The following is a 22,837-nucleotide window of genomic DNA, read 5'->3' as shown; positions in this document are numbered from 1 at the left end:
CGGGCCTGGCGGTTCTAGTACCAGTGGTTGGACTGCCAGAACGACCAGGCGCCACACGGGCTCTGGTACTTGCCGTTCATGTAGCTCAGGCCCCACTTGATCTGCGTGGCCGGATTGGTCTGCCAGTCGGCGCCCGCGGAGGACATCTTCGAGGCGGGAAGCGCCTGCACCAGGCCGTACGCGCCCGAGGACGGGTTGGTGGCCTTGTAGTTCCAGGTGCTCTCGTGGTTCACGATGTTGCTGAAGCACTGGAACTGGTCGGCCGGCACGATCTGGCGGGCCATCGCCTGGACCTCGGCGACCGAGTAGGAGCTCTGCTGCGGGAAGGACGTCGAGGCGGAGTCGCGAGTGGCGGACCGGCTGGCGATCTCGTCCTTCTTCTCGCGCTCCTCGGCGGCCTTCTTCTCCGCCGCTTCCTTCTCCGCCTTCTCCTTCTCGGCCTTCTCCTTGTCCGCGGCGACCTTCTTGGCCGACGCGTCCTTGGCCGCCTGCTTGCGAGCCGCTTCCTCGGCGGACTTCTTGGCCTCCGCGTCGGCGGCGGTCGACTGGACGGCTGCCTGCTGCGTCAGGGATGCGGTCTGCGCCTGGGCCTGCTGCCCGGCGGGGATCTCCGCAAGGACTGTCGCGTCGGCCGCGGCGGCCTCGACCGGTTCGGTGGTCGAGCCCTTGTCGCTACCTGACGCGACGCCCACGACGGCGCCGACGGTGGTGACCGCGGTGGCCGAAGCCACTGCGAATCCCCGGACCGAGATCCGGCTCACACGGTTTCCTTCCAGCATCGCCCGCATAGGTGACCTCGCGGGCGCAATCGTGCCCCTGGCGCTGGCTTCCCTTGTCCGCTCCCCAGGGTGCGGGGATCGGCTGGTCACGGGAGGCACGGACCCGGTGCGCCCTCCGAGGAGGTTCGCGTGGTGCTCGGGCGGCATACGACGAACGCTGTTCAGTTCTGCTGTTCAAGAGGCGCCTCAACGCTGGGGTTGAGGCTGTGTCGTATGCGGGGCCTGACAGGACCCACACCCTGCCGGAGCCGGGACCCGGACGCAATTCTCCACTGCGTGGGAAAGCTCACATGGCGTTTGGCGGCACCTAATCGAGGAAACGCAAGCGCGACAAGGCGCCGCGCGGCTAAGCTCCCAGGCTTCGCCGCGCGGCGCCGTACCGACGAGTCGGACTAAACCCGCCCCTCCTCCAGCATCTCGGTCACCAGAGCCGCGATGGGTGAGCGCTCCGAGCGGGTGAGCGTGACGTGCGCGAAGAGCGGATGGCCCTTCAGTTTCTCGACGACCGCGACCACGCCGTCGTACCGGCCGACCCGAAGGTTGTCGCGTTGCGCCACGTCATGGGTGAGGACGACACGCGAATTGGCCCCGATGCGGGACAGAACGGTCAGCAGAACGTTCCGTTCGAGTGACTGCGCCTCGTCGACGATCACGAACGCGTCGTGCAGCGAGCGGCCCCGGATGTGCGTGAGCGGCAGGACCTCCAGCATGCCCCGGCCCACGATCTCCTCGATGACCTCGGCCGTGGTGACCGCCGAGAGGGTGTCGAAGACCGCCTGCGCCCAGGGGCTCATCTTCTCGGACTCGTTGCCCGGCAGATAGCCCAGCTCCTGGCCGCCCACCGCGTACAGCGGCCGGAAGATCATCACCTTGCGGTGCTGACGCCGCTCCAGGACCGACTCCAGCCCGGCGCACAGCGCCAGCGCCGACTTGCCCGTGCCGGCTCGACCGCCCATCGAGACGATGCCCACCTCCGGGTCGAGCAGCAGGTCGAGCGCGATGCGCTGCTCGGCGCTCCGTCCGTGGATGCCGAACGCCTCCCGGTCGCCGCGCACCAGTCTGACGGCCCCGTCCGCGGTGACCCGGCCGAGCGCCTTGCCGCGCACCGACTGGAGGACCAGGCCGGTGTGCACGGGCAGCTCGGCCGCCTCGGGCAGAAAGGCGGTCTCGGCGGCGAACAACTCGTCCACCTGGTCCGGCGGTACGGTCAGCTCGGCCATGCCGGTCCAGCCCGAGTCCGTGATGGCGAGTTCCGCCCGGTACTCCTCGGCCAGCAGGCCCACCGACGACGCCTTGATGCGCAGCGGCAGGTCCTTGGAGACGACGGTGACGTCGTACCCCTCGGCCTGGAGGTTTCTGGCGACGGCCAGGATGCGGGAATCGTTGTCCCCCAGCCGGAAGCCGGCCGGCAGGATGCCCGGGTCCGAGTGGTTGAGCTCGACGCGCAGCGTGCCGCCGAGGTCGCCGATCGGGATCGGGGCGTCGAGCCGGCCGAAGCGGACGCGGTACTCGTCGAGCAGACGCAGCGCCTGCCGGGCGAAGTACCCCAGTTCGGGGTGGGCCCGCTTGGCCTCAAGCTCCGTGACCACGACGACGGGCAGCACGACTTCGTGCTCGTCGAAGCGGGCCATGGCGCCTGGGTCGGCCAACAGGACGCTGGTGTCGAGGACATAGGTGCGCCGGTCGTGCTCGCGGCGTTTCTTGCTGGTCACCACGGGTGGACGAACCCCCTCGGGAGAGGTTGGGGTGCGACGGCGTCGCGGGAGTGGGTTGCCCCCGTCCTCGGCGGGACGCGGGCCCCGTCCGAAGCGGGGCGACGGGCCGGGACCCGGGCCCTGCGGGGGCCGCGTGGCGACCCCTCGCGAACACCGTCCACGAAGGGGTGGCGGAGCCGGGGCCGCGCCATCCGATCGGCACGGGCGTCCTGGTGCAAAGGCCCTCCCGGGCGGGCGGCCCCATGCCGCCCGCTGGCATTTCGACACCCCAGGGGCGGGGTGCCGACGTGAGAGGAACATTCCCGTCAACTGAGCGGCCCATGCCCGGGCATATGACAACGTCGGCGATTCGTCGTCTGCCGTTCCCTGGCGTTACGTGCCGTTAACCGCCGTATCGCCGATGGCGTGCCGCGTAGTCACGCAGCGCACGCAGGAAGTCCACCTTGCGGAACGCGGGCCAGAAAACCTCGCAGAAGTAGTACTCGGAGTGCGCGCTCTGCCAGAGCATGAAGCCGGACAGGCGCTGCTCGCCGCTGGTGCGGATGACCAGGTCGGGGTCGGGCTGGCCCCGGGTGTAGAGGTGCTCGGCGATCATCTCGACGTCGACGACCTCGGCCAGCTCCTCGAACGTGGTGCCCCGGCTGGCGTGGTCCAGGAGCAGCGAGCGCACCGCGTCCGCGATCTCCTGTCGCCCGCCGTAGCCGACGGCGACGTTGACGATTATTCCGTTCACGTGCCGGGTGGCCTCCTCGGCCTCCTTCAGCACGTGCTGGGTCTGGGCGGGCAGCAGGTCGAGCGTGCCCACGTGGTGCACCCGCCAGCGGCCGTCGGCGGCCAGGTCGCGTACGGCGCCCTCGATGATGCGCAGCAGGGGCTGGAGTTGGTCGTCGGGGCGGCCCAGGTTGTCCGTGGAGAGCATCCACAGGGTGACGACCTCGACGTCCGTCTCGGTGCACCAGCCGAGGAGTTCGCGGATCTTGTTGGCCCCGGCGATGTGCCCCTGGGCGGTGGTGCCTCCGGCGGCGCGTGCCCAGCGCCGGTTCCCGTCGAGGATGACGCCGATGTGCTTGGGCACCTGGTCGTGATCGAGGCGCCATTCCACCCGGCGTGCGTAGAGCCCGTACACCAGGTCGCGCAGCTTCACGTTCTCCAGCCCTCCATGCCGCGGCGTCTTCGTCTTCGTCCGTGGCGCCGCTCCAAGGGCGCCACCCTACTGCCGGGGCGGGGGTTCGGCGAAGCTGGGCCGGTCACGTGCGTATAGCGTCGGCGGGGACAGACCCCACGACCGGGGAGCGACCACGCGATGCCGGAGGCAGGAACCCCGTGAACGACAACTCCCCCTACCGTGCCGCCGACGACCGCTACGACTCCATGGAGTACCGGCGCAGCGGGCACAGCGGTCTCAGGCTGCCGGCGATCTCGCTGGGCCTGTGGCACAACTTCGGCGACGACCGTGGCCTGACCTCCCAGCGCGAGATCCTGCGCCGCGCGTTCGACCTGGGCATCACCCATTTCGACCTGGCCAACAACTACGGCCCGCCGCCCGGGTCGGCCGAGCTGAACTTCGGCAAGCTGCTGGCCCAGGACTTCCGGCCGTACCGGGACGAGCTGGTCCTCTCCACGAAGGCCGGCTACCTGATGCACCCGGGGCCGTACGGGGAGTGGGGCTCGCGCAAGTACCTGCTGTCCTCGCTGGACGCCTCGCTGCGCCGGATGGGTGTGGACTACGTGGACATCTTCTACTCCCACCGCTACGACCCCGACACGCCGCTGGCCGAGACGATGGGCGCACTGGCCTCGGCGGTGCGGCAGGGCAAGGCGCTGTACGTGGGCGTGTCCTCCTACACCGCCGAGCAGACCGCCGAGGCCGCGCGGCTGCTGCGGGAGATGGGCGTGCCGGCGCTGATCCACCAGCCCTCGTACTCGATGATCAACCGCTGGACCGAGGATGACGCGCTCCTGGACACGCTGGAGGCCGAGGGGATGGGCTGCATCGCCTTCGCCCCGCTGGCCCAGGGCATGCTCACCGACAAGTACCTGAGCGGCATCCCGGAGGGCTCGCGGGCCACGCAGGGCAAGTCGCTGCGGCCCGAGCTGCTGACCGAGGAGGTGGTGCGGCGGCTGCGCGGGCTGAACGACATCGCCGCCCGGCGCGGTCAGTCGCTGGCCCAGCTCGCGCTGGGCTGGGTGCTGCGCGACCCGCGGATGACCTCGGCGCTGATCGGCGCGTCCAGCGTGCGCCAGCTGGAGGCCAACGTGGCGGCGCTGGGCGCGGCGCCGCTGACCGACGCGGAGCTGGCGGAGATCGACCAGTACGCGCGGAGCACCGAGGGCGTGAACATCTGGGCCCGCCGCTAGGCACGGGCCCGTCGGGCGGGAACGCGCGGCCCGCGCCGCCGGCGCGTCCCCCCGGGCCGGCGCCGGCGCCGGCCCGGCGCGGTGGCCGGGCCGGGCGGGCACAAAAAGCGGGCCGGTCCGTGGGGGGGATACGGACCGGCCCGAGGGGGGGTTTCCACCATAACCCTTCGTGAGGGATGTTGCGTGCACCCGCGACGGGAACGGCGCGGTGCGATCTCGTCTCAGCGCGCGGCGAGGCCGCCGAGCAGGACGCCGACACCGGCCCCGACGATCATGAAAGGGCCGAACGCGAGCGCCGTCCCACGCCCCGCCCGCCCCGCCAGGACCAGGGCGACGCCGGAGCAGGCGCCCAGCAGGAGGCCGGTGAAGGCGCCGAGGAGGAGCACGTCCCAGCCGTACCACCCGAGGGCGACCCCGAGCGTCACCGCCAGTTTGACGTCGCCGAAGCCCATGCCCGCGGGATGGATGAGAAACAGCACAAAATAGGCACCGCCCAGGGCGAGCCCGCCGAACACGGCGCGTGACCATGACCCCGCCGCTCCGGGCAGCAGCGCCGCCCCGCCCAGCAGCGCGGCGGCGGCGGGCGCCATCGGCAGGGTCAGGACGTCGGGCAGTCGGTGCACGGCCAGGTCCACCCCGGCCAGCAGGACGCTCAGCGGTGCCAGCAGCAGCCACACCGCCAGCTCCGGGCGCGCGCCGACGGCCGTCGCCAGGGCCGCGCAGACCAGCGCGCAGACGCCGGCCGTCAGCACCCCGCCGGGCCCGTACGTCCCGGCTCCGGCCTCCGTCGCGGCGCGTCCGCACGGGCCGCACCGGGCGAGGCCGAGCCAGCCGGCGGCGGGCCCGGTGATCGGATGGCCCCGGGGGCACGCGGCGCGCCAGGGCTCGTCGGGCTGGACGGCCAGCCGGAACCGCGGGCGACCCACGAGGAGGCCGACGGCGACGCCGTATCCGGCGGCGAGGGCTATCAGCAGTGCGTGCACGCGCCGAGCCTACGGAAGCGGGCCCGGCGCGCCGGTGGGACTGGTAGAACCCGGTGCTGGGCGGGCGGCCACGCCCGTACGGCGGCGCGGTCGGCGCCCCGCGCGCCGACCGGCGGCGGGCGAGGGGTGGCGGACGCGGCGGCACACGGCGAAGGGGCGAGGGAGAGTGGCGGGGATGGGGCGTTGGCGCGACGGCCTGGGCGCGTTGTACGTACCGCGCGGGCGGGAGCACACGGCGGACGGCTCACCGGTGGGCGAGGCGGGGGACGGCGCGGGGGGTGGCGGCGTGGCGGGGCGGACACCGTCCGGGCCGTCGGCGGACCGGGCGCGGGGCGGCGCGGCGGGGGCGCCGCCGGACACGGCCTCGGGCGCGGCGCCGGGGTGGCCCGCGGGGGCGGGCTGGCCGACGGGGGTGGCGTGGGAGGTGCCACTGGAGATCGCCGCGTCCTACCGCGCGCGCACCCGGGGGCTGTTGGGTCGTACGGGGATCACCGGCGCGCTGCTGCTGAGCCCGGCGAGCGGGGTGCACACCTTCCGGATGCGGTTCGCCATCGACGTGGCCTACCTCGACCGTGGGCTGACCGTCCTCAGTGTGCGCACCATGCGGCCCGGTCGGCTGGGGTTGCCGCGGCCACGCGCGCGCCATGTCCTGGAGGCGGAGGCGGGCGCGATGGAGCGTTGGGGGCTGCGTCCCGGGGTGCGCGTCAGCATCGACCCGCCCCCTGGTCGTAGCACCACTGCGACGGCTGGTGGCTCGTCTCCCTGACGCGGACGCACCCCTCCCAGGGCAGGAGGATGCGGGCAGGTCCGCGCGATGCACTTCCAGCTCGTCGCGTGTGAGCAGTGCGTAAGTGACTGTAGGCCACCCATGACCGAACTAAACGGCTTTGGGATGATGCGTCCGTTACGCTTCTATTTCGTCTCACCCGGTCGTGGCATACGTCACCGCTGGGCCGGACGCCGCCCCGGCCACGGGGCACGTGTGTGCGACCCCGGCCCGGGCGCGGCGCGTGGCGGCGCCACGCGACGTGGTGCGGTGCGGCGCGCCGAGCTCGCCGGGGCGGGCGGGGGCGATCGCGGGTCGGGCGGGGGCGGGTCGGGCGGGGGCGCGGGGTCAGGCGGAGCCGCGCGGGAAGCTGACCTCGACGCGGCGGTTCTTCTTGCGGCCGGCCTCGGTGCCGTTGTCGGCGATCGGGTAGTCCTCGCCGTAGCCCCGGATGTGGTACTTCACGCCGGAGTCGAGCTGTTTGGACAGCCGCCGCTGCACCGCGTCGGCGCGCTCCTTGGACAGGTCCTCGCCGTGTCCACTGGTGCCGAGGTCGTCGGTGAAGCCGAAGACGCGGACCTCGCGGGCGCCCTGGGTCTCGATCTCCCGGGCGATGACGTCGATGCGCGCGCTGGCCAGGCGGTTGAGGTCGGCGCTGTCCTTGTCGAAGAGCACCTCGGACTGGAGGGCGAAGGTGACGTCCTCGTTGGTGACCTCGTGCCGCTCCTCGCCGTTGTCGGTCTCCACGATGGACTTGATGTCCAGGACCTTGACCGCGCCCAGCCGGGCGCCCTGGGCCAGTCGCAGGTCCGGGTCGGCGGCGTCCACCCCGACCGGGGGCGGGGCCGAACGCGGCACGCCGGGGCCCTCGTCGGCGTGGACGGCCGGGGCGGACAGCGTGAACGCGGCGACGGCGGCGAGCACGAGCGACGCCGTCCGCACGGCGCGGGGCGTGGCGTGGGGGCCGGGCGTCGCGGCGACGCGGCCCGAGCTGGGGGGCGCGGCGTCGGGGTGGGTGGGGGTCATCGCCGGTCACCCGGTGATCTTGATCGTGGCGGGCGGGAACGTCGGCATCTGGAACTGCACCTCGTCCACCTCCTCCGGGGGCGCGGGGAACTGCATGAAGACCGGGACCGTCGCGCCGGCCTTGATGGTGCCCAGCGACATCGTGCACAGGCAGCGCCCGTCGGTGTCGCGCAGCACGTAGTAGCGCTTCTTGCCGCCGGAGTCGATGAGGGTGGCGCCGGCCGTGGAGGAACCGTGCTTGATGACGTCGGTCTCGTCGCCCCGCCACTTGTTGGCCCGCGAGTAGATCCGGTCGCCGGTGTTCTCGACCTGGCCGCTGACGGTGACGAAGCCGCCGGAGTCGCGCTTGGCCTCGGTGAGCGAGAGCACCATGCCCATCTCGCCGCGCAGTTCGGCGATGGGCTCGGCGTCCGAGACCGGCTGCTGGCCCGAACCGCCGTCCTGCTTGGGCGCGTTGCCCGCGACGCTGGACGAGGGGCTGCCGGCGCTCCCGCTGTCGTCCGTGTCCCCGCCTCCGTCGCCGCCACCGCAGCCCGCCACCAGCAGGGACACGCTGACCGCGACCGCTCCGGCGGCCAGTGCCCCACGTGCCGTGGTGGTGTACCGAATGCTCATGAGTCGCTGCCCTTCACTGGTCAGTCGGCGAGATGCACGGAGAAGAGGTCCGCGACCTCGGGGAGCGCACCGGGCCGCTCCGGGTCGATGGACCACTCCTCGCCGTCGCAGGTGAACTCCGCGGGCGGCTTCCTGGGGTCCTCGTCCGGCGTGTCGTCACCCTCGTGGTCCCCGTCGTCGCCCGGGTCGTCCCCGCCGGTGCCGCCACCGGTGCCCGCGTCGTCGGTGGGCGGGGTGCTGGGGGCGGGTTCGGGCTCGCCGGGCGGGCGTACGCAGCGTGGCTCGATCACGGCCGTCGCCTCGGCCCGCGCGTGCTGGGACTCGGTGCCCGGCACGATGGAGTCGCCCACGGTGTAGCGGGTGCGCACCGCGACGTGGAAGGTGGGGGTGAGGCCGCCGGTCAGGGCGCACTCGGTGACGTCGGCGTCGTTCTCGCCGGCGAACCAGCGGGCCTCGTCGCAGGCGCGGGGGCTGCCGGCGCCGATTCCGTCGAGGACGTCCTGCCACGCGTCGCCGTGGCCGATGGCCGCGAGCAGTTCCTCGCGCAGCGCGTCGCGTTGCTCCTGCGCGGCGGCCAAGGCCGCCGCGTCGGCGGCGGTCTGCGCCCCGTTACGGGTGGCGCCCGCCTGGCCTACGGCGAAAAGAGCGAGCCCGAGAAAGAGAAGGCCCGCTACCGCGGTGATGTAGATCGGAAAAGCCTGTCCGGAATCTCCGTGTGACGCGAGGCGTTGAAGGCGTCTCACACGCCGGTGACCTCGGAAATCTTGTCGGTGATCGCGCTGAAGATCTCGTTTCCGATATCCGTACCCGAGATGCCGATCACGATCGCCACGACCACGGCGATGATCCCCAGGTACTCGACCGCGGTCTGTCCGCGGTCGTTTCCCGTCAAGCGCTTTCCCATCGTGTTCTCCTCCATGGGCGGCCGTTCCGCTCCGGTTCGGCTCGTCGGTCCCCGTGGTGCCGCTCGCGACAGGAGAAAAGTACGCCGAATCACCGGCAGCGGAACAGGGCGTCCCGAAGCATTCTCTTCCGTGCGACCTGAGTTGAAACCTCTGAAGTCGTTCCCGTCGCAGACGTCTCACTCGGCCCATGGAACTCACCTCCGCTTCGGCCCGGCCGCCCCGCGCGACGCGCCCTGGGAAGCGCGCTGCCCGCGTCATGACTGTCCCACAGCGGATTGCATTTGCGAAGGCTTCAGTGATAACAGAATGGCGTCTGCCGCAGCGCGCGCGGCGGCCCGCGCGCCGCCCGTCGGGGCCGGTGCGCCCCGCGGTACGCCACGGCCTCCCGGGTCCGGTGGGGCGGCGGCCCGCGCGCCCGACCGACGGCCCCGACCGGCTTCCGGCGGGCGCCGCACGACAGACACAGAGATCTTCAACAGCCTTACACGTACGACTAGTTGCTGTCTCACGGTCAGTCGCCCGTGACCGATCCGAAGTCGGTGCCGGAGCCGATGAAGAACGCGGCCACGAGCAGCATCATGGTGCCGGGCACCATGAAGGTGGTGATGACCAGCGTGGCCTTGGGGACGGCGCGGGCCGCGCGGCGGCGGGCGTTCTGCGCGTCGGTGCGGCGCATGTCGTGAGCGATCGCAATCAGGGTGTCGACGATGGGCGAGCCGAGTTCCTCGCCCTGTTGGAGTGCGGTGACGAACTGGGCCACCTGTTCGGAGTCATTACGCTTTCGCAGTTCCTCGAATGCCTGTCTGCGGCTGACGCCCATATCCATCTGGCGCAGGGTGATACGGAGTTCGTCGGCCCACGGGCCCTCGTACTTGTCGGCCACCCGATCGAGTGCCTGCCGGAAGCTGAGTCCGGCGCTGACAACCACGGCGAGCACGTCGAGAAAGTCCGGCAGGGTGCGTTCGATGGCGTCCTTGCGTTCGCGGACGGCCGCCCAGATCCCGACCTCGATCCAGAACAGCCCGAACACCACGAGCAGCACGCCCAGCAGGAGTTGTCCGCGCAGGGCCATGACCAGCGCGCCGCCGAAGCCCAGGGTGCCGTAGACCGCGCGGCGGGCGGCGTAGCGGTCGACGGTCAGCCCGCCGGGGTTGCCCGCCAGGTCGATCCGGCGGCGCACCCTGGCCACCCGGGCCGGGCCCATCAGGCGCAGCACCAGCGGCGCGTAGCGCATGCCGAGCCGGTCCACGGCCGAGCCGACCACGGTGGTGCGGGTCGCGCCCACCTCCAGGGCCACCGCCAGGTCGCTGGGCAGCTTGGCCTCGCGACGGTAGAGCGCGATGCCGTAGCAGGCCCCGGCCGTGGACAGGCCGACGGCCAGCGCGAGCAACAGGCCGATCCCCATCCCTCTCCTCTCCTCGGGTCCCGGGCCCGGTGCCCGGGATCGCCGCCGCGCCGTTGGGCCCGGACGGCGTCAGACGGCGATCTTGGACATGCGGCGGATCAGGAAGAAGCCGACGGCGTAGAGCGTGAAGGCGCCCACGACGGCGGCCTGGCCCCAGAACGAGGAGGTCATCCGCTCGATGGAGCCGGCGGAGACCCGGTCCATCAGCAGCAGTGTGCCGACGCCCATCAGCGGCACCACGTAGGCGGTGACGGTGACCTGGGAGAGCTGGGTGCGCACCTCGCGACGGGTCTCCTTGCGCTCCTCCAGGGTCTGGGTGAGGTTGCGCAGCGAGCTGACGACGGAGCCGCCGGCGCGGCTGGAGAGTACCAGCGTGGTGACCAGGACGACCAGTTCGCGCGAGGGCAGCCGCTCGGCCAGCTCGTTCAGCGCGTCCTCGATCGAGTGGCCGACGGCGAGCTTGTCCGCGACCTTGGCCAGCTCCTCGCCGGCGGGTGCCTCCATCTCGTCGGCCGCCAGCCCGAGCGCGGTGCGCAGGGCCAGCCCGGCCTGGGTGGCGTTGGCCAGGATGCGCGCGAGTTCGGGAAGCTGGCCGATGAACCGCTCGATGCGCTTCTGGCGTTGCCAGTTCAGGAAGGCGAACGCTCCCCACCCGGTGACGACCGCGGCGATGGGGCCGAAGAAGGTGGCCAGGGTCGCCTGGGCGATCAGCCACAGGCCGATCGCCGTTCCCGTGGTGTAGACGAGGAACTCACCCGGGGTCAGGTCGAGTCCGGTGGCCGTCAGGCGTTGTTCGACGGCGCGGCCCAGGCGCGTGCCGCGCAGTCTGCGGTCCACGCCGGCGAAGCGGCGCCCGCGCGCGGGGCCGGCCGCGCCCTCGGTCTCCGCGAGCCGCTGGACCAGCGACTGGTGCCGGGCCCGGCCACTCGCGTACGCCTGGACGCCGGCGACGGCCAGCGCCCCGCACAGCAGGGTCGCGCCGACCGTCAGCGTGGCCAGGTCGCTCATCGGTCCCCCCGCGAGCCGGGTGCCTGGCGGGTCAGGAGCTGGGCCGGGAAGGCGGCGACGCCGAAGGCGGGCGGCACGGCCTCGTTGGCCAGTCGCAGCCGCTCCGCGACGCGTTCGGGCACCGGCCCGTACCCGAACCGGCCGCGCACCACCCGGTCGGCGCCCATCGGGTCGGCGTCGAACCGGCAGACGGTGGTGATCCGGTAGTCCTCGTGGCCGTGCGAGTCCAGCAGCGCGATCTCGCTGACCCGGCGGGAGCCGTCGGCGTTGCGGACGAGCTGCACGATGCAGTCCACGGCGCTGTTGATCTGGTCGTGCAGCGCCTCGTAGGGGATGGCCACGTCCGACATGGACGCCAGGGTCTGGAGGCGCATCAGCGCGTCCTCGGCGCTGTTGGCGTGCACGGTGGCCAGCGAGCCGTCGTGGCCGGTGGACATGGCCTGGAGCATGTCCAGGGTCTCGCCGCCACGGACCTCGCCGACGATGATGCGGTCGGGCCGCATCCGCAGCGAGTTGCGGACCAGGTCGCGGATGGTGATCTGGCCGTTGCCCTCGACGTTGGGCGGCCGGGACTCCAGACGGATCACGTGGGTCTGCTGGAGCTGGAGTTCGGCCGCGTCCTCGACGGTGATGATGCGCTCGCCGTCGGGGATCAGCCCGGACAGGGCGTTGAGCAGCGTGGTCTTGCCGGAGCCGGTGGGCCCGGAGACCACCACGTTGAACTTGGCCCGCACCAGCGCCGCGAGCAGCATCAGCATGTGCTCGTCGAGGGTGCCCATGCCGATCAGCTCGTGCAGGGTGTAGGCGCGCGGGAAGCGGCGGATGGTGAGGGTGGCGCCGTCGAGCGCGAGCGGCGGGATGATCACGTTGACCCGCTCACCGGACGGCAGCCGGGCGTCGACCATCGGGTTGGACTCGTCCACGCGGCGGTTGACGGTGGAGACGATGCGCTCGATGGTCTGCATGAGCTGCTCGTGTGAGACGAACCGTACGGGCACCCGCTCGACCCGCCCGGAGCGCTCGACGAAGATCTGGTCGGGCCCGTTGACCATGATCTCGGTGATCGAGGCGTCCTCCAGGAGGGGTTCCAGCACGCCCAGGCCCAGCGCCTCGTCCACCACGCGGCGGATGAGCTGGGCGCGTTCGGCGGTGGACAGGACCGGGCCCTCGCGGCTGATGATGTGGCCCAGCACGCGTTCGAGGCGGGAGCGCCGCTCGCCGGCGGCCAGCGCCGACATCTCGGCGAGGTCGATCTCCTCCAGGAGTTTGGTGCGGTAGCTGGTGACCAGGTGGCCGTTCTCCCGCTGTTCGCCGGCCGGTTCGGGGGCGGCGACGCGTGCCCGCAGGCTCATGGGGTGCTCCTCGGACGTGGGGGGAGGGTGGGCCCGCTCCCGGGGCGGCTACTCATCGGCCGGTGCCGGGCGGCGCATGGTCGCGCCGCGGGTGGCGCTGCCGAGGTCCACGCCCGGGATGACCGAGGGGATCTCGATGGTGGCCGTGGCGTGTGCGGAGGTGCCACCGCTCACCGAGATCCGGGCACCGTCCGCGAGCCACCCGCTGATCGCGGCCCGGCCCGCCTCCTCGGGGCTGGCCCGTGGGTCGTCCACGGTGGCCGTGCGGGCGGCGGCGCGGGCCGCGGTGCCCGCCTGTTGCACGGTGTACGCGGCGAGTCCGAGCTGGACCACCGCGAGTCCGACGGCGAGCAGGATCGGCAGGAAGCCGAGGAACTCGATGGCCACCGACCCCGCGTCGCGCTCCGCCGCCCGTCGCCGCCCCGGCTCGCCCGCGCGTCGGAGGGCGCGCCGCCCGGTGGTGGGCCGCCCGGTGGTGGGCCGCCGAGTGGTGGGCCGCCGGCCCGGCCGCCGCGTGGTGAGCCCCGGCGCGTCCTCGACTCGGTGCGCGGCGCCACCGTGCCGGCCCACGCCGCCGCGCCGGTCCGTGTCACCGTGCCGGCCCGCGCCGCCGCGCCGGCCCGCGTCGCCGTGCTCCCGGTTCGCCGCGCCCCCGCCGTCACCCCGGGCCGCGCCGTCGCGGCGGCGCTCCCCGCCAGGCCCGCGCCCCGGCCCGCCGTGCCGCGTGAGGCGGCGTACCGCCCGCCGCTCGCCCTCCCGGCGCCCGCGCCGGCCGCGCCCGTCCTCGCTCCGGGCCCTGTCCGTGTCCCACTCGCCGCGCATCGCTCAGCTCACTCCTCCGCCGCCGCGCCCGCCGTTCCCGTGACGGTCCAGGGGAAGTCCCCCGCGCCGGGGAAGAGCACCGGGACCTTGATCTTGACGGTGGCCCTGACCAGGCCGCCCGAGGTGGGGCAGGCCACCGAGGCCGACGCGCGCCAGGAGCCGGGCAGGTCGCGCAGCGCCGCCTGTTGGCACGCCCCGGCGCCCCCGCTCTCGCGGGCCGCCGCCGCGCGGGCGCCCCGGTCGGCGGAGTTGCCGGCCAGCGAGTACGTGTAGCCGATGAGCGCGCACTGCCACAGCACGGCCAGCACGATGAGGATGAGCGGGACCATGCCGAGGAACTCGACGGTCACCTGGCCCCGGTCGCCCCCGCCGCGCCGGCGGAAGCGGCTGGTGGGGACCTGGGTCAGCGCCTCGGGCCCGGTGCCGTCCGGGCCGGGGTCGTGGTCTGGGTCGCCGCTCGCGTGGCCGGCGCCGCCCCGGCCGCCGTCCGTGAGCGCCCGGCGCCGGCGCAGCCCGCCCGGGGACCGTTCGGCGTGGCCGCCCCGGCCGCGCTGCGGGCGGCCGGTCTCGGTCGGGGTGCCGGTGAGGCCGAGTTCGCCGGCCAGGGTCCACAGCGCCTGGCGGACCGTGGACCTGGCGTCCAGGTCCTGCATCCGGCCGGAGTCGACGGCCGGCTGGAGCTCCTTGAACGCGGCGGGCACGGTGGTGCGCGCCGCGCGGGTGCCCGTCGCCCGCTCGACCAGGCTCGGCTGGATCTCGCCGCCGCGCGTGTGCCGGTTGACGACGGCGGTGGTCTCCTCGGCCTTGCGGATCTGGAGCCGGTCCCACAGGCGGGCCATGCGCTTGGCGGCGCGTACCGCGACCACGTCCGGCGTGGTGACCAGCAGCGCGCTGTCGGCCATCTCGATCGCGGCGCTGTTGGCGGCGGTCATCTGGGTCCCGCAGTCGACGACGACCAGGTCGTAGCGCGAGCGCAGGGCGGTCACGGCCTGCCGGGCGACCAGGTCGGTGACCTCCTCGCCGCGCTCGCCCTCGCCGGGGGCCAGCAGCACTCCCAGCCCGCTGGGGTGCGGGAAGACCGCTTCCTGGAGGACGCGGGGGGTGATGTCGCTGATCTGGGCGAGGTCGGCGATGGAACGGCGGAACTGGACGTCCAGGTAGGAGGCCACGTCGCCGGCCTGGAGGTCCAGGTCGACCAGGACCACGCGCCGGCCGCTGGCCTGCGCGGCCAGCGCGAGCTGCACGGCCGTCAGGGTGGTGCCCACCCCGCCCTTGGCGCCGGCGACGGTCACCAGGCGCCCGCTGGGCCCGGCGGCCAGGGCCTGTCCCCCGCCGCCCAGGTGGCGGCGGACGCCCAGCGCCCACTGGGCGGCGGACTGGGCGCGGGTGGCGAGTTCGTCGTAGGAGGGGGGCAGGGCGCAGATGCCCCGGGCGCCGGCGTCCATGGCCGCCGAGTACAGCGCCGGGCCGGCGTCGGCGGTCACCAGGACCACGCCCACGGCGGGGAAGCGCAGCGCGACCTCGCGGACCAGTTCCAGGGCGGGCACCGGGCCGATGTGCTCGTGGACCAGGACGACCTCGGGCAGTTCGTCGACGGCCGCGCCGGCCAGCGCGGCCAGGGTCTCCAGGAGCGCGGTGGAGTCGCCGAGCGCGGGGAAGGGCTCGACGCCCGGGAGCTGGCTGAGCAGCCCGCCCAGCGTTCGGGCCAGATCCGCGTCCCCGACCGTCGGGAGGATTCTGATCGTCATCGAGTCACCGCCTCCTGCTTCTTCCGGCTGTCGTGGCACCGCTACCGGTCGCCGTCGAGGGTGTACGTGCGCTCGTCCGGCGCGATGTCGGGTGCGCTGCCGGGCGCGATGAGGGCCAGGCGTACGTGGGAGGCGAAGGACTCCGCGTACGCCACCCGCTGGGCGTCCTGGGTGCCCAGCGCGAAGGTGATGGGTACGGCCTCGCGCTCGCGGCGCTTGCGGTCGCGCTCGTCGCCGTCCGGGTCCAGGGCGGTGAGCTTGCCGACGTCGATGACGCGGGCGCCGGCGACGATCACCTTGGAGACGGGCTTGGCGCCCTCGCGCTCGCCGTCGAAGGTGGCGTAGATGTTCACCCGGGCCCCCGGGTTGATCTTCCCGGCGACACCGGTGGCCGCGTCGATCATGATGGCGATCTCCTGTTGGCCGGGCTGGAGCGCGGGCCGGGCCACGATCATGTCGGTCTGGAGCAGCGAGCCTTGGCGCAGCGGGGTCACGGCGATCTTGCCGCGCAGGTCGCCAAGGTCGGTGACGGCGGTGTCGGGCAGCCACCGCTCGGGCATGGAGATCTTCTCGAACGAGCCCGTGTCCAGCGCCTGGTAGGCCGGCACGTCGGAGGTCAGGCGGTACGCGGTGGTCTCCGGGCCGACCTTGGACTCCACGTCGTTGATGACGGAGAGCACTCCGACGAACGCGCCGACGGCGCACAGGACCGACAGGACCAGGAGGATCACTCCGCGGCGCTGGCGTGCATTCATGACGACCTGGGACCTCGTTCGGGGGCGGGGTGGCGGGGGCCGGAGCGGGTGGGCGGGCCCGGTCTGGGCGGCCTTCGGCGCGCGGGGGCGGGGCGGGCGGGGGCCCGGCGGTGGGCCGTGGGGCTCAACGTGCCGCCAGCGCGGGCCGGGTGGGCGCGGTCAGGGCGCGCGGCTCCTCGGGGCGCAGCAGCGGCGCGGAACAGAACGCGCACCGGTCACCGATGAGTTCGAGCCCGCACCAGTGACACTCCTCCCGGCGGACGGAGGCCACCAGTTGGTAGAGCACCGAGGGGTCGGGGATGGCGGCGGCGAACTCGGTGACCCGGGCGGTGCCCCACCAGCGGGCCGACTCGGTGGGCAGCGGCACCTCCTGGACGCCGCTGACCTGCCAGGCGGTGGCCAGCGTGGAGGTGATCCACTCGGCGTGCGGCTGGCCCCGGGCGATGGTGAGCTGGGTGCTGAAGCCGGGGGCCGGGGGCTGGGCGTCGCGGCCGACGGCGGTCAGGTGCGGCGTGGGGTGGGTCACCACGCCGAACTGCGCGCCGGGCACCCAGGAGCGCAGGTGGGCGCCCATGCCGACCGGCACCTTCGCCAGCCGCGCGACGCTGCCGAGTTGGGCGCCGGCGTAGACGTAGTGCGCCAGCAGGCGGGCGGCGCAGGCCAGGACGCCGGGGCTGAAGTCGGCCAGGGAGAGCTGGCGTAGTTGGCGGGCCAGCACGGCCACGGCCAGCGGCGGCAGGTCGATGGGGAGCAGCGCGAGACGGTCGCTCTCCAGCACGGAACGCACCGTGTGCAGGCGGCGGACCAAGGCGGGCGGGGAGGCGGCCGGGTAGAGCGCGACGAGGTAGCCCCGCTGGTCCAGCAGGGCGGCGGTGTCGCTGACGGCCTCTTCGAGCGGCTGGATCTCGGGGGCCTTCAGGACGACGGCCGACGGGGTCTGGCCGTCGGGTGGCGGAAGGACCAACTCGGGGCTGGTGAGGGCGATCGCGCAGGTCACGTCAGCTCCCGTCCACTCCGGGCCCCCGCCCGTCCCCGTCGCGCGCCGTGCCGGGCGCGGCGCTGTCGTCACGGACCGGAACCGTCCGCTGCTTCCCCGTAGAGATGCCCCCGCACTTTATCCACGAATGCGGCGGCTGAGAACAGTTCACCGGGGTTATCCGGGGCCTTGGCACCGGGAGTTCACGTGGGGCCGGCGCCCGCGTCACGGGCCGGCCGCGTCCGCCCGCCCTGTCACCCGGCACCGGGCGCGCTCCCGCACCGCGTCCGCCGCGTCCCGTCCGTCGCACTCCCCCACCCCTTCCGTCGCGCGCCGCGCCCTCCCGTACGCGGTCCCCGCCTCTCCCGCGCCGTACTCCTTCTGTCCGCCCCGCTCCGTTCGTACTCCGCCCGTGCGCCCGCGGCGTGCTCCCGGTGGTACGCGGCCGGGGCGGCGGCGCGCCCCCGCCCGCGCGCGACGGAGGGGGGACGCGCGCGCCGGTCGGCGCGCGGAGCCGGCGTGGTGAAAGGGGGTCAGGGCGCCGCGTGGGAGGTCGCGTCGCTGCGTAGACCCTTGACAAGGCCATTGGTCTGGACCAGTCTCACGCCCAGCGGTGGCCACCGTCCCCAAGCCCCTCCTCCCACACTTCCCCACGGAGGCAGTCGTGGACCGTGCACTACGCAGCAGGTACACCAGAGGCAGACGGTGGCCGGCCGGCCGCCGACGGACGAGTCGGGGGGTGGCGTCCGCCGCCGCCACCGCGCTCGCCGCCTCGGCGCTCGTCGCCCTCGGCGGCGGTGGCGCGCAGGCCGCCGCGGAGCCCAACCTCATCCAGAACCCGGGCTTCGAGTCCGGCCTGAACTACTGGACGTGTTCGGGTGGCAGCGGCAGCGCCACCTCCAGCCCGGTGCACGCCGGCACCGGCGCCCTGAAGGCGACGCCGGCCGGCGCCGACAACGCCCGGTGCTCGCAGACCGTGAGCGTCCAGCCCAACTCGGCGTACGAACTGAGCGGGTGGGTGCAGGGCGGCTACGTCTACCTGGGCGCCAGCGGCACCGGCATCACGGACGTCTCCACCTGGAGCCAGGCGGCGACCGACTGGAAGCAGCTCTCCACCAAGTTCACCACCGGCCCGAACACCACCTCGGTGACGGTCTACACGCACGGCTGGTACGGCCAGCCGGCCTACCACGCCGACGACCTGACGCTGACCGGCCCCGGCGGCGGCACCCCGGGCGAGGAGGTCCCGGCGGCGCCGGCCGGCCTGGCCGCGTCCGCGCCCACCTCCTCCTCGCTGACGCTGAGCTGGACCCCGACCAAGGGCGCCACCGGCTACAACGTCTACCAGGACGGCAGGAAGGTGCAGGCGGTGAACGCCGCCTCGGCCACCGTGACCGGGCTCGCCCCCTCCACCTCGTACAAGTTCCAGGTCACCGCCACCAACACGGCCGGTGAGTCGCCGAAGTCGGCCGAGGTCACGGCGCGGACGACCGAGGGCGGCGGGGACGGTGGCACCGTGCCCAAGCACGCGGTGACCGGCTACTGGCAGAACTTCAACAACGGCGCGACCGTGCAGAAGATCAGCGACGTGCAGAGCCAGTACGACATCATCGCCGTCGCCTTCGCCGACGCGACGAGCACCCCGGGCGCGGTCGACTTCAACCTCGACCCGGCGCTGAACTACTCCGAGGCCCAGTTCAAGGCCGACATCAAGGCCAAGCAGGCGGCCGGCAAGTCGGTCATCCTCTCGGTCGGCGGCGAGAAGGGCACCGTCTCGGTGGGCAGCGCGACCGCGGCCACCAACTTCGCCAACTCGCTGTACGCGCAGATGCAGGAGTTCGGCTTCGACGGCGTGGACATCGACCTGGAGAACGGTCTCAACCCCACGTACATGACCCAGGCGCTGCGCGCGCTGGCGGCCAAGGCCGGCCCCGACCTGGTCATCACGATGGCACCGCAGACCATCGACATGCAGTCGACCTCCGGTGGCTACTTCCAGACGGCGCTGAACATCAAGGACATCCTGACCGTCGTCAACATGCAGTACTACAACAGCGGTTCGATGCTGGGCTGTGACGGCAACGTCTACTCGCAGGGCACGGTGGACTTCCTCACCGCGCTGGCCTGCATCCAGCTCCAGGGCGGCCTCAAGCCCTCGCAGGTGGGCCTCGGCCTGCCGGCCTCGCCGCGCGGCGCCGGTGGCGGCTACGTCTCGCCGTCCGTCGTCAACAACGCGCTGGACTGCCTGGCCAAGGGCACGAACTGCGGCCGGTTCAAGCCCTCCACCACCTACCCGGACATCCGGGGCGCGATGACCTGGTCCACCAACTGGGACGCGCTGGCCGGCAACGCCTGGTCCAACGCGGTCGGCCCGCACGTGCACAACCTGCCGTAACCGGCCCGGGTCGACGCACCGCACCACGACCCACCGCACCACCGCACCACCCACCGGCCGTGTCGCCCCCGCCGCTCACCGTGGCGGGGCGGCGCGGCCGTCGGCGTGCGGCGCCCGCCGGGCGGCCACGCTCACCAGGGCAGCTCGCGCACCTGCTGGACGCACAGCACCAGGAAGAGCAGTCCGGCGGCGACCAGCATGACGTTGCTGAGTGGGCCGTTGCGCCACCGCGCGGGGGTGCGGGAGGAGTTGAGCAGCCACAGCAGGGTCAGGGCGAGGAAGGGCATGAAGAACGCGCCGAGCACGCCGTAGACGATCACCAGGCCGAAGGGCTGGTCCAGGAAGAGCAGGCTGATCGGCGGGAACGTCAGCCACAGCAGGTAGAGCCGGAAGGGCAACGAGCGCTCGTGTCGACCGATGGCACGCGGGCCGGCGTCGGGGGCGACCTGGGCCGGCTCCACGCCGCCGGCGGCGGCCTCGGCGCCCGCCCGGTGGTGCGCGACGAAGTCGGCGACCATCACGCTCACCCCGTGCCACACGCCGATCAGCGAGGAGAAGGAGGTGGCGAAGAAGCCGACCAGGAACAGCTTGGCGGTGCCGGCGCCGTAGCGGTCCTCCAGTACGTCGCCGAGGTCGAGCAGCCCCTTGTCGCCCTTGGTCAGCGCGACGTCGGCCGAGTGCAGCAGTTCGGCGCCGACGATCAGCATGGCGACGACGAAGATGCCGGTGGTGACGTAGGCGACGCGGTTGTCCAGCCGCATGGTGCGCATCCAGGTGCTGTCGGTCCAGCCCTTGGCGTTGACCCAGTAGCCGTACGCGGCCATGGTGATGGTGCCGCCGACGCCGCCGATGAGGCCCAGCGTGTAGAGCAGCGAGCCGTCCGGCAGGGTGGGGGCCAGCCCCGCGAAGGAGTCCCAGGCGTTCGGCCCGACCCGCGCGGCGACGTAGACCACCACCACGAACATGACGCCGACCAGCACCGTCATGGCCTTCTCGAAGACCGCGTAGCGGCCCCACCACACGAACGCCAGCCCCACCAGGCCGGTGATCACCCCCCAGGTCTTCAGGCCCAGGAAGTCGGGGAAGAGCGCCACCAGCGGCAGGGCGCTGGCGGACATGGCGGTGGCGCCGTAGACGAAGCCCCAGACGACGACGTAGCCGACGAAGTACCAGGTGGTCCACGGGCCCAGGGTGCGCCAACCGTGGAAGAGGGTGTGTCCGGTGGCCAGGTGCCAGCGGCCGACGGCCTCGGCCAGGGAGATCTTGACCAGGCAGCCGATGACGGCGGCCCACAGCAGCGTGTAGCCGAACTCGCTGCCCGCGATCAGCGTCGCCACCAGGTCACCGGCGCCCACACCGGTGGCCGCGACCACGATGCCGGGCCCGATCGAGCGCCAGCGCGCGGCCGTTGGGCGCGCTGGCGTGGAGCGCTCGTCCCGGTCACTGGTCTGCGTCATGCACGGCCTCCGCGCTCGCCCCGGTGGTGTGCCGATCAGGACACCGCCCGACACCGGATCGCACAAGAGGGCGCGCGACGGGTTGACATCCGCAATGGTCTGGACCACCTTGTACCGGAAGCTCAGGGGCCCCTGAACGCGCACGCACCCGCACCACTTCCCCCCATCTCTCTCCCCCCACGGAGGCAGTCGTGGTACGCGCACGATCAGGCATCACCCGCGGCGGGCTGCTCGGCTCGCTCGCGGCGGCGGCGCTGGTGACGGCCGGTTTCGTCGGCCCGACCCAGGCCAGCGCGGCCGAACCCGCTCCCACCGGCCAGCCCGGCCCGGCCGCCACGGCGCGGGCGGCGGTGCCCCAGCACGCGATCACCGGCTACTGGCAGAACTTCAACAACGGCGCGACCGTGCAGAAGCTCAGCGACGTGCCGGCTCAGTACGACATCATCGCCGTCGCTTTCGCGGACGCCACGGGCAAGCCCGGCGAGGTGGACTTCACCCTGGACCCGGCGCTGAACTACACCGACGCGCAGTTCCGGGCCGACATCAAGGCCAAGCAGGCCGCCGGCAAGTCCGTCATCATCTCGGTCGGCGGCGAGAAGGGCACCGTCTCGGTCGCCGACGACGCCTCGGCCAACGCCTTCGCCGCCTCCCTCTCGTCCCTGATGAAGGACTACGGCTTCGACGGGGTCGACATCGACCTGGAGAACGGGCTCAACGCGACGTACATGACCAAGGCGCTGCGCGCGCTCCACGCCCAGCACAGCGGTCTGGTGGTGACGATGGCGCCGCAGACGCTGGACATGCAGTCGCCGCAGAGCCAGTACTTCAAGACCGCGGTGGGCATCAAGGACTTCCTGACGGTCGTCAACACGCAGTACTACAACAGCGGCGCGATGCTCGGCTGTGACGGCAAGGTCTACTCCCAGGGCACGGTCGACTTCCTGACCGGCCTGGCCTGCATCCAGCTGGAGAACGGGCTCGACCCCTCCCAGGTCGGCCTCGGGGTGCCCGCCTCCACGCGCGCGGCCGGCGGCGGGTACGCGGCGCCCAGCGTGGTCAACGCCGCGCTGGACTGCCTGACCAAGGGCACCAGCTGTGGCACGTTCAAGCCCGAGAAGACCTACCCGGGCCTGCGCGGCGCGATGACGTGGTCCACCAACTGGGACGCCAGCAACGGCAACCAGTTCGCCACCCAGGTGGGCGAGCACGTGCACGGCCTGCCGTAAGCCGTCGGCCGGGTGCGCGGTCACCCGGGCGGACGCGCACCCGGCCGCCGCACCACCGGCGCCGCCACGGCCTCCCCCGGGCGGCGCCGAGGCGCGCGGGGGCTCAGCCGACCCCGGACCCGCCGCGTCCGCGTTCCCGTCGGCGGACGACGAGGTCCGCCAGCAGCGAGCCCACCACGAGCGGCCCGGCGACCCAGCGCACCACGTCCATCGGCCAGCGCTGCCACCCGCCGGCCAGCCGGATCACCGACTCCGCCACCAGCGCGGCCCCCAGCACCAGGTAGCCCAGCCCCCAGGCGCGGGCCACCCACCTCGGCCGCCGGGCGGGCCCGGTCACCCGGCGCGGCCACAGCGCGGGGCGCCACCCCAGCCACCCGCAGCCCACGCCCACGGCCAGCAGGAACAGGTCCAGGACCCGGTCCGTCGCCCCGGTCGCACTCGTGACCATCCGTGCCCCGCCTCTCCCACCGCCGCTGGCCCCGTGCCGTCGGGCCCACTCCGACCAGCCATGATGGCCAACCGGAGGCGGCTCTTCACGCCCCGGGC

At 73.2% G+C, this 22,837-nt stretch carries 21 protein-coding genes; 4 read left to right on the top strand and 17 right to left on the bottom strand.

Features of this window, described 5'->3' with window-relative positions; all coding sequences use genetic code 11:
• Positions 1–14 precede the first annotated feature (14 nt).
• From ACFVFR_RS19690 to ACFVFR_RS19680, 3 genes are all read right to left on the bottom strand, one after another.
• Positions 15–779, bottom strand: a complete 765-nt coding sequence (locus ACFVFR_RS19690) for a lytic transglycosylase domain-containing protein (protein WP_383703298.1) — start codon at positions 777–779, stop codon at positions 15–17.
• Between the two features lie 392 nt (positions 780–1,171).
• Positions 1,172–2,494, bottom strand: a complete 1,323-nt coding sequence (locus ACFVFR_RS19685; protein WP_383703296.1) for a PhoH family protein — start codon at positions 2,492–2,494, stop codon at positions 1,172–1,174.
• Positions 2,495–2,876: 382 nt separating this feature from the next.
• On the bottom strand, positions 2,877–3,638 hold the full coding sequence (locus ACFVFR_RS19680) for an isoprenyl transferase (RefSeq protein ID WP_383703294.1): 762 nt from the start codon (positions 3,636–3,638) through the stop codon (positions 2,877–2,879).
• 179 nt (positions 3,639–3,817) lie between these two features.
• Here ACFVFR_RS19680 and mgrA point away from each other — a divergent pair, with 179 nt between their 5' ends.
• A complete protein-coding gene (gene mgrA / locus ACFVFR_RS19675; RefSeq protein ID WP_383703292.1) occupies positions 3,818–4,852 on the top strand; it encodes an L-glyceraldehyde 3-phosphate reductase in 1,035 nt (344 codons plus the stop codon).
• 221 nt (positions 4,853–5,073) lie between these two features.
• Here the strand turns inward: mgrA and ACFVFR_RS19670 are convergent, their stop codons facing one another.
• Positions 5,074–5,835, bottom strand: a complete 762-nt coding sequence (locus ACFVFR_RS19670; RefSeq protein WP_383703290.1) for a prepilin peptidase — start codon at positions 5,833–5,835, stop codon at positions 5,074–5,076.
• A 412-nt stretch (positions 5,836–6,247) separates the two neighbouring features.
• Here ACFVFR_RS19670 and ACFVFR_RS19665 point away from each other — a divergent pair, with 412 nt between their 5' ends.
• Complete coding sequence (locus ACFVFR_RS19665) at positions 6,248–6,601, top strand: DUF192 domain-containing protein (RefSeq protein WP_383703385.1); 354 nt, start codon at positions 6,248–6,250, stop codon at positions 6,599–6,601.
• 348 nt (positions 6,602–6,949) lie between these two features.
• On the opposite strand, the gene ACFVFR_RS19660 is transcribed toward ACFVFR_RS19665, so the two are convergent.
• From ACFVFR_RS19660 to ACFVFR_RS19610, 11 genes are all read right to left on the bottom strand, one after another.
• Complete coding sequence (locus ACFVFR_RS19660; protein WP_383703288.1) at positions 6,950–7,627, bottom strand: OmpA family protein; 678 nt, start codon at positions 7,625–7,627, stop codon at positions 6,950–6,952.
• A 6-nt stretch (positions 7,628–7,633) separates the two neighbouring features.
• Positions 7,634–8,242, bottom strand: coding sequence for a hypothetical protein (locus ACFVFR_RS19655; RefSeq protein ID WP_383703285.1), 609 nt, complete (start codon positions 8,240–8,242; stop codon positions 7,634–7,636).
• 20 nt (positions 8,243–8,262) lie between these two features.
• Positions 8,263–8,985, bottom strand: coding sequence for a pilus assembly protein TadG-related protein (locus ACFVFR_RS19650; RefSeq protein WP_383703283.1), 723 nt, complete (start codon positions 8,983–8,985; stop codon positions 8,263–8,265).
• The gene (locus ACFVFR_RS19645) at positions 8,982–9,146 is read right to left on the bottom strand and encodes a hypothetical protein (RefSeq protein ID WP_383703281.1); all 165 of its coding nucleotides are present in this window, start codon (positions 9,144–9,146) and stop codon (positions 8,982–8,984) included. Before ACFVFR_RS19645 ends, ACFVFR_RS19650 begins: the two co-directional genes overlap by 4 nt.
• 512 nt (positions 9,147–9,658) lie before the next feature.
• Positions 9,659–10,552, bottom strand: a complete 894-nt coding sequence (locus ACFVFR_RS19640; protein WP_383703279.1) for a DUF5936 domain-containing protein — start codon at positions 10,550–10,552, stop codon at positions 9,659–9,661.
• Positions 10,553–10,621: 69 nt separating this feature from the next.
• Positions 10,622–11,560 (bottom strand): type II secretion system F family protein, encoded by a 939-nt coding sequence (locus ACFVFR_RS19635; protein ID WP_383703276.1) that lies wholly within the window; start codon positions 11,558–11,560, stop codon positions 10,622–10,624.
• Positions 11,557–12,912 carry a CpaF family protein gene (locus ACFVFR_RS19630; RefSeq protein WP_383703274.1) on the bottom strand — a complete coding sequence of 452 codons (1,356 nt, stop codon included), beginning with the start codon at positions 12,910–12,912 and terminating at the stop codon, positions 11,557–11,559. The genes ACFVFR_RS19635 and ACFVFR_RS19630 overlap by 4 nt, the downstream gene beginning before the upstream one ends.
• A gap of 48 nt (positions 12,913–12,960) precedes the next feature.
• The gene (locus ACFVFR_RS19625; RefSeq protein WP_383703272.1) at positions 12,961–13,734 is read right to left on the bottom strand and encodes a TadE/TadG family type IV pilus assembly protein; all 774 of its coding nucleotides are present in this window, start codon (positions 13,732–13,734) and stop codon (positions 12,961–12,963) included.
• A gap of 8 nt (positions 13,735–13,742) precedes the next feature.
• A complete protein-coding gene (locus ACFVFR_RS19620; RefSeq protein WP_383703270.1) occupies positions 13,743–15,482 on the bottom strand; it encodes a CpaE family protein in 1,740 nt (579 codons plus the stop codon).
• 41 nt (positions 15,483–15,523) lie between these two features.
• Positions 15,524–16,237: a Flp pilus assembly protein CpaB gene (gene cpaB, locus ACFVFR_RS19615; protein WP_383703268.1), complete on the bottom strand. Its 714-nt coding sequence runs from the start codon at positions 16,235–16,237 to the stop codon at positions 15,524–15,526.
• 124 nt (positions 16,238–16,361) lie between these two features.
• Positions 16,362–17,234 (bottom strand): hypothetical protein, encoded by an 873-nt coding sequence (locus tag ACFVFR_RS19610; RefSeq protein WP_383703266.1) that lies wholly within the window; start codon positions 17,232–17,234, stop codon positions 16,362–16,364.
• Between the two features lie 643 nt (positions 17,235–17,877).
• Here ACFVFR_RS19610 and ACFVFR_RS19605 point away from each other — a divergent pair.
• On the top strand, positions 17,878–19,608 hold the full coding sequence (locus tag ACFVFR_RS19605) for a chitinase (RefSeq protein ID WP_383703264.1): 1,731 nt from the start codon (positions 17,878–17,880) through the stop codon (positions 19,606–19,608).
• Positions 19,609–19,739: 131 nt separating this feature from the next.
• Here ACFVFR_RS19605 and ACFVFR_RS19600 read toward each other — a convergent pair whose 3' ends face one another.
• Complete coding sequence (locus tag ACFVFR_RS19600; protein WP_383703262.1) at positions 19,740–21,065, bottom strand: Nramp family divalent metal transporter; 1,326 nt, start codon at positions 21,063–21,065, stop codon at positions 19,740–19,742.
• Between the two features lie 191 nt (positions 21,066–21,256).
• Here ACFVFR_RS19600 and ACFVFR_RS19595 point away from each other — a divergent pair, with 191 nt between their 5' ends.
• A complete protein-coding gene (locus ACFVFR_RS19595; RefSeq protein WP_383703260.1) occupies positions 21,257–22,291 on the top strand; it encodes a chitinase in 1,035 nt (344 codons plus the stop codon).
• 103 nt (positions 22,292–22,394) lie between these two features.
• Here the strand turns inward: ACFVFR_RS19595 and ACFVFR_RS19590 are convergent, their stop codons facing one another.
• Positions 22,395–22,739, bottom strand: coding sequence for a hypothetical protein (locus ACFVFR_RS19590; RefSeq protein ID WP_383703258.1), 345 nt, complete (start codon positions 22,737–22,739; stop codon positions 22,395–22,397).
• Between the last annotated feature and the right edge of the window lie 98 nt (positions 22,740–22,837).

It is taken from the genome of Streptomyces sp. NPDC057702, from assembly GCF_042799315.1.
In the GTDB taxonomy this organism is placed as follows: Bacteria; Actinomycetota; Actinomycetes; order Streptomycetales; family Streptomycetaceae; genus Streptomyces.
This window is presented reverse-complemented; position numbering and strand designations above follow the sequence as displayed.

Excerpts from the sequence above, each read along its gene's own strand:
- ACFVFR_RS19645 (WP_383703281.1), bottom strand. The coding sequence starts at position 9,146 with ATGGGAAAGCGCTTGACGGGAAACGACCGCGGACAGACCGCGGTCGAG.
- ACFVFR_RS19660 (WP_383703288.1), bottom strand. The coding sequence starts at position 7,627 with ATGACCCCCACCCACCCCGACGCCGCGCCCCCCAGCTCGGGCCGCGTC.
- ACFVFR_RS19625 (WP_383703272.1), bottom strand. The coding sequence starts at position 13,734 with ATGCGCGGCGAGTGGGACACGGACAGGGCCCGGAGCGAGGACGGGCGC.
- ACFVFR_RS19640 (WP_383703279.1), bottom strand. The coding sequence starts at position 10,552 with ATGGGGATCGGCCTGTTGCTCGCGCTGGCCGTCGGCCTGTCCACGGCC.
- ACFVFR_RS19655 (WP_383703285.1), bottom strand. The coding sequence starts at position 8,242 with ATGAGCATTCGGTACACCACCACGGCACGTGGGGCACTGGCCGCCGGA.
- ACFVFR_RS19620 (WP_383703270.1), bottom strand. The coding sequence starts at position 15,482 with ATGACGATCAGAATCCTCCCGACGGTCGGGGACGCGGATCTGGCCCGA.
- ACFVFR_RS19635 (WP_383703276.1), bottom strand. The coding sequence starts at position 11,560 with ATGAGCGACCTGGCCACGCTGACGGTCGGCGCGACCCTGCTGTGCGGG.
- ACFVFR_RS19590 (WP_383703258.1), bottom strand. The coding sequence starts at position 22,739 with ATGGTCACGAGTGCGACCGGGGCGACGGACCGGGTCCTGGACCTGTTC.
- ACFVFR_RS19630 (WP_383703274.1), bottom strand. The coding sequence starts at position 12,912 with ATGAGCCTGCGGGCACGCGTCGCCGCCCCCGAACCGGCCGGCGAACAG.
- ACFVFR_RS19690 (WP_383703298.1), bottom strand. The coding sequence starts at position 779 with ATGCTGGAAGGAAACCGTGTGAGCCGGATCTCGGTCCGGGGATTCGCA.
- ACFVFR_RS19600 (WP_383703262.1), bottom strand. The coding sequence starts at position 21,065 with ATGACGCAGACCAGTGACCGGGACGAGCGCTCCACGCCAGCGCGCCCA.
- cpaB (WP_383703268.1), bottom strand. The coding sequence starts at position 16,237 with ATGAATGCACGCCAGCGCCGCGGAGTGATCCTCCTGGTCCTGTCGGTC.